Below are 6,211 nucleotides of genomic sequence, written 5' to 3'. Positions count from 1 at the left end.
CAAGTGGCGCTTTTGCCAATCGTTCAAGCTTTATCGCGGTCAACTGGAGCTCCGATCCAGACGGTTTTGCGCAGCGGGCTACCCAGCTGCAAGTCGATGTGCTGGAAGGTTTGCAGCATCTGGCCTTTTCAGGGGTTGACGTTGCCCGGTTGCTGTTCGAATCCCACGGTCCAGGCCCCGTCCTGCCCGTTGTGATCACCAACGGTTTTTCCTGGCCGGTCTTGTCGACGGACAGTCCCATGAGCCTGTGTGGCGGACTGACCCAGACACCACAGGTGGCAATGGATATCCGCTTCTCGGCCAACGCCGAGGGTACCTTGGTGTTCGACATCGACTATGCGCGCGAAGTACTGGATCCGGCGGTGGTCAGCGATATCTTGAGTGCCTTCGAAAGGGCGATCAGTCAGATCACGGCAAACGGTGTGTTTGCCATTGATGCCCCGGCGATTATCGACAGGCGCCACTACCGGCTGAATAGCCCCGTGACCGAGGCGTGTCACGCAGCGTTTCTCGAGCAGATCGCGAGCAATATCTTTGATCGTAGCAACGCCAGAATCGCCCTCATCAGCGGCGACCGGCAAATCAGTTATGCCGAGCTTGGCGACGGCGTATGCCGGATGATTGCTGCGTTGCAAGCGCGCGGGCTTTCTCGGCGCGATGTGGTTGCCATATGCCTGCCCCGCAGCCCGGAGCACACAATGGTAACGTTGGCCTGTGCACTGACGGGCTTGATCTGGGTCCCCATCGATGCTTCGGCACCTGAGGAGCGACGGCTTTTCCTGCTGGAAAACTGTCGACCTGATCTGGTGGTGATCACCCAGGGCGAGTCTGTCGAGCATCCTTGTGCGACACCTGATGAGCTGCTGGCAGCACAAGCCCTGGTTCCACCGCTGATGGAGGACCTGTCGTCAAGCGAAGCGCCGGCCTATTACCTCTATACCTCGGGTACCACCGGAAAGCCCAAATGCGTGGTGCTGAGCAACCGAGCCACCGCCAATGTCATTGGCAGCACCCTTGAGCGCTGGGCAGTGACCGAGCGCGATGTGTTCATGTCCGTAACTCCGCTTCACCATGACATGTCGGTTTTCGACGTGTTGGGCTGCCTGACAGCGGGGGCGACGCTGGTACAGCCTGGCCAGGGCGAGGAAAAGGATGCAGTGCGCTGGAATCAGTTGATTGCCCGGCATCAGGTAACGTTGTGGTGTTCGGTGCCCGCCATCCTCGAGATGCTTCTTTCTTGCCGCGCCACCCATGACTTGAAGAGCCTGCGCCTGATTGCGCAGGGAGGGGACTACATCAAGCCCGCCGTCATTGCCGAGCTGCGCGCGCTGCTGCCGGATTCCCGGTTGATCTCCCTTGGGGGGCCGACGGAGACAACCATCTGGAGTATCTGGCACGAAATCACTGCTGATGACCAAGCGCTGATCCCCTACGGCAGGCCGTTGCCCGGTAACCGTTACTTCACCCTTGATTCACAGGGTGAGCATTGCCCGGCRGGCGTTGTCGGCCGAATTCACACGGCCGGGGTCAATCTCGCACTGGGCTACCTGGAAAACGGCGAGCTGACACAGAGCGAGTTCGTGACCGTCAACGATGAACATGGCCGGGCCGTTCGTGCTTTCCGCACCGGTGACTGTGGTCGTTACCGTCGCGATGGCACCTTGATCTTCGACAGTCGGGTCAACGGCTACGTGAAAGTTCGCGGTGTACGGGTGTCGCTCCCGGATATCGAGATCGAACTGATCAATCACCCATCGGTCAGGCACGTGTTGGTCGTGGATTATGGCGAACAGCGTCAAGGTGAGGTCTGCATCGGTGCGCTGTATGTCGGCCAGCAGGGTGCCGCAGAGCTGACGGCAACCGAGTTGCGCAACTACGCCCGCCAACATCTGCCGCACTCCCATGTACCCACGCGGTTCTTGAGCGTGGATGAGTTGCCGCTGTCGCAAAACGGCAAGCCTGATCGCCAGCGGGCCCGCAGCCTGCTCACTATGCCGGCGAATGAAGTGGCCGAGCCTGCCACCAGGATCATCTCGACCAAGAGAAACAAGGTGCTGGACCTCTACTTGAGTGTATTGGGCCGACCGTTGGAAGACGGGGTCAATGACGCGGTGGATTTCATCAGCCTGGGGTTGCGTCCCCAGCATTTGAAGGCCATTTCGGCGCGGTTCCAGGAAGACTTTTCGGTGGCGCTTTCACCCGGGCAATTGCTGCGCTGCCGCAATGCACACGACGTCGAACGGCTGCTCATGACTGAAGGTTCGTGAGCGCCTCTGAATAATATTGAAATGAATGGAGTGGGGCACCACAGAGCGTGCTCCCTTCTATCCAGACAGCAGTCCCTTTGGAGATGGATCGGATGACGGATATACCCACTGTAGATATTGCCGGTGTTGGCATTGGGCCCTTTAATCTCGGGCTGGCTGCATTACTGTCCAGACACCCGGGCGTGGCGGGTATTTTCCTTGATCGCAAAGCGGAGTTTCGCTGGCATGAAGGACTTCTCTTGCCAGGCACGACGCTTCAGGTTCCCTTCCTGGCGGACCTGGTGACGATGGCTGACCCCACGCACCCACTGAGTTATCTGAACTACCTGCATCAGCACGATCGCCTGTATCAGTTCTATTACTACGAGAACTTCCAGGTGCCGCGGCGCGAGTACGACCATTACTGCCGATGGGCGTCGCAGCAGTTGCCCGCCTGCCACTTCGGCGAAGACATCTGTGATGTGAGCTATGACGCGAGCGTTGACCGATTCCTGATTGAAAGCCAGTCCGTGTCCGGCTTCAAACGCCGTTACTACAGCCGGGACCTGGCGATTGGCGTCGGCACCGTGCCGCTGTTGCCGAAATGGGCCCAGCTCAAGAGCACGGTGCCAGTCATGCATTCGGCGGAGTTCGGCAAAAGACAGGCGCAGTTGGCGCAGTGCCGGCGGGTCACGGTGATTGGCTCCGGGCAGAGTGCGGCGGAGTGCGTGCTGGCATTGTTCAGCGAGTTGACCCCCGAACGGATTGCGGCCGGAGCTTCGATTCGCTGGATCACGCGTTCGCCGGGCTTCCATCCCATGGAGTATTCAAAACTTGGGCAGGAGTGTTTTACCCCATCCTACATGGAGTACTTCCACAGTATTCCACGGGAACGTCGCCGAGACATCGTTGCGGGGCAGGGGTTGCTGTACAAGGGCATCAGTTTTTCGACCATTGCCCAGATCTACGACCTGATCTACGAACGCTCGATTGGTGGCGCTGATACAGGTCTGACGTTGCTTTCCAACTGCGAAGTCGAGACCGTGGAGGATGTCGACGGCACGCTGCGAATTGCCTACCGGCACCGCGAGCTGGATCAGACCGGCACCCTTGAGGCCGACGCGATTGTTGCGGCGACGGGATACGGGCATGCCTGGCCGCAGTGGTTTGAACGGCTCAAAGGCGTCGTGCTTGAAACCGATGAATTCGGCGACTGTATCGTCGAGGAAGATTTTACGGCGCGCCGCTGCGACGAAGGCACGGGCCGTATTTTTGTGCAGAACGCGGAGATCTTCCAGCATGGTGTTGGTTCGCCGGATCTCGGGGTAGCGGCCATTCGCAATGCGACGATTGCCAACCGGTTACTCGGTCGAACGCACTACCGCTTGCCCAAGCACTCATCGTTCCAGCGCTACGGAATGCATGAAGCGTAGCGCTTGATGTGCAGGGTCTTGTTAACACTTTTAGTGTTACCAAGACCCTGATTGAGGGTTATGCGCGGATATGATTCAGAACGATGCCGGCTGCATCTGGCATTGTGAAGCGTGCAAAGACGTGATCGATCATTGCGCTGAGGCGTGCCATCTGTTCGGCGCTGTAACGCTCCGAACGGTAGGTGATCACCAGGCGCAGTGAGCGTTTGCCGTCGATCAGGTTTTCCAGGATCTCGAACTGAATACCGAACATCGACTGGTTCTTGTCCGGGTCAATCTGTCGGTAGCGGATCGTTCCTGCGTCTGGCGTGCTCAGGGTGCCGTTCAATGCGTTGTTGGCATGAATCTGGATATAGACGTCGAACAGCAGGCCGTCCTCAGCGGTCATGCCCAAGGCTTGTTGAATCGTCTCCATCGGCACATCGGCATAAGCCATGGAGTCATTGATCAGGTGGGTGACGTTTTCGATCAGAGTGCCCACTGTCTGCCGAGGGGCATACAGGCTATCGGTGAGGTCCTGGTCGGGTTTGATTTCGAACCATTGAGCCTTCGTCGAAGCGGCATTGGCAGGCGCGCTCGCCTGATGATCAGGGGAGGGCAGTGTCAAACCGCGGGTTGCATCACGCAACAGGCTCGTCCAATAGTCGAGATGCTGCTGATTGACGCCGGTACTTTGTTCTTGCACGGCGAACTCGTGGAAAGAGCGGGCAGGCGCTTCCCAGACCGGCGCCTTGTCGGCGGCACGGGCGAGGTAGGCTTGGGCCAGTTCTTCCATCATGACGTTGAGCGACCATTCATCAATGGCCATGTGATGGATCAGCAAAGACAGCGTTTGGCGCTTGCGCTGCGAGTCGTAAATGAAGCGAACCCTGAGGGGCAGTTCGCGGGCCAGGTCGAACTGATAAGCGGCTTCGCTTTCCAGCGTTGCCCCTCGGCTCTCATGGCTGGGCCAGAACCATTTGTAGCGGGACAGTTGCGCGATCGGCACGATTTGCTGGTATGCCTCAGCGTCCTGGAAGTGGAAGGTCGTGCGCAGGCTGGCATGGCGTACGAGCAGGTCGCGGAAGGCTTGCTCGAACAGCGCTTCATCCACGTTATCGAGGAAGTCCAAGGCAAAGGGCAGGTTGAAAATCGTCCCGAACCCATAGGCGGCATAGGCTCGCCCAAGGGAGGCCTGGGCCAGCGCGAAAGGCGCCCGCTGCACGTCTTGCGGCAAGCCTGGCGCAGACGCTGCCGGGTTGTCATGTGCAATGACGTGGGCTCGTGATGCCAAGGCCTCGGCGGTAGGGGCGCTGAAAAAGTCATTGAACTGGACTTCGATGCCGTGATTGCTCAACAGCTTGCCAATGATGCGGGTGGCCAGCAGGGAGTGGCCGCCGAAATCAAAGAAGTCATCCGTAAGTTGCATGTCGGGTTCCGCCAGGGCACCACGGAATTCGCCAAGGATAATCGTCGCCACTTCACTGCTGTTGGCCACTGGCCGGGCGTTGGGTGCACTGGCTGCTGGCGCTGCATCCTTGCCATCGGCCTGACGGCGCAACCACGGGGTGTCGCTGGTCGAGTGACCGACATAGGCGTTCAGGACTTGGTGATAGAGGTCGATCTCCTGGCAGGTCTGGTCAAGGATCTGATGGATCACGAACCCCAGGATAACGTTCTGCCTGGTTTGAATCATCAGCGCCTTGAACGGCGGCTGGCTTTGCGCGTCCCACGCTGCCGCTTGCCGCGAGAGCAATTGCTCGGTGGCTTCGGCGTCGGAGTGTGAGCGAATGAGTTCGATGCAGGATTTCCAGTCACTGGCGTGGACCTTGTCCACTTCGCCGTCGTCGTTGAATTGATAGCGTGCATTCAAATCGGGCAGTGTTTCGATGACGGCCTTGATCGCCAGCTCGAGCCTTGAAAGATCGACATCAGCGTCGAGCCGCCAGGCGCAGAGGTGTTTGAGGATGCGTTCGGGGTATTGCTGCTGCAAGAGCCAGATATGTTCCTCGTGACCGTTGACAGAGAGCTTCGGTAACGAATCTGGACTGAGTTCCATCATGGAAATTTCCCGCCTTATCAAACTGAACAGTAAGAAGTAGAGGTGGCACCGAGTGCCGACAGACCGATCCTCGGTCTGGTGCAACGCCCAGGGACCCGGGCGTCAAAGGAGTTGCAATGAGGTCGCATTGCAGGGGCTCTGTGAACACCGTATGCTGTTAAATAATAATCATACCTATTCGCATTAGTCAAAATCTGATCGCGAAGACCATCGTCTCAGGAGAGGTGTTGTGGACAACGGAGCGTTCGCGTCCCAGGAGCAATTTGAAAAGCTGTATGTCGACCACCACCGCTGGTTGTGCAGTTTGTTGCGCCGCAAGCTGGGCAATTCGGTGGATGCCGCGGATCTGGCCCATGACGTCTATCTCAATCTCATCAGGAAGGGCCGGGTTCCCTCGACCGAGAACTCACGCCGTCATCTGACTCAAATCGCCAAAGGCATGGTGATAGATCTGTATCGCCGCCGACATCTTGAGGCCAGCCACCTGGAAG

At 58.4% G+C, this 6,211-nt stretch carries 4 protein-coding genes; 3 read left to right on the top strand and 1 reads right to left on the bottom strand.

The genetic code is table 11. From position 1 onward, the window contains the following. Window positions 1–2,267: amino acid adenylation domain-containing protein (locus AC1DH9_RS23705; RefSeq protein ID WP_477808880.1), on the top strand; the 2,267-nt coding region annotated here is incomplete at its 5' end. Window positions 2,268–2,359: 92 nt separating this feature from the next. Continuing rightward, entirely contained in the window at window positions 2,360–3,679 is a 1,320-nt protein-coding gene (basC, locus tag AC1DH9_RS23700; protein WP_427537332.1) for a putative histamine N-monooxygenase, read from the top strand. 58 nt (window positions 3,680–3,737) lie between these two features. On the opposite strand, the gene AC1DH9_RS23695 is transcribed toward basC, so the two are convergent. After that, window positions 3,738–5,720 carry a condensation domain-containing protein gene (locus AC1DH9_RS23695; protein WP_477808879.1) on the bottom strand — a complete coding sequence of 661 codons (1,983 nt, stop codon included), beginning with the start codon at window positions 5,718–5,720 and terminating at the stop codon, window positions 3,738–3,740. Window positions 5,721–5,949: 229 nt separating this feature from the next. Here AC1DH9_RS23695 and AC1DH9_RS23690 point away from each other — a divergent pair. After that, window positions 5,950–6,211, top strand: a 262-nt coding sequence (locus tag AC1DH9_RS23690) for a sigma factor (protein WP_477808878.1), incomplete at its 3' end; no start/stop codon positions are given.

The sequence above is a fragment of the Pseudomonas sp. 05T35 genome (assembly GCF_056396605.1).
The sequence above is the reverse complement of the archived record's forward strand: the minus strand, read 5'-3'. Positions and strand labels throughout refer to the sequence as shown.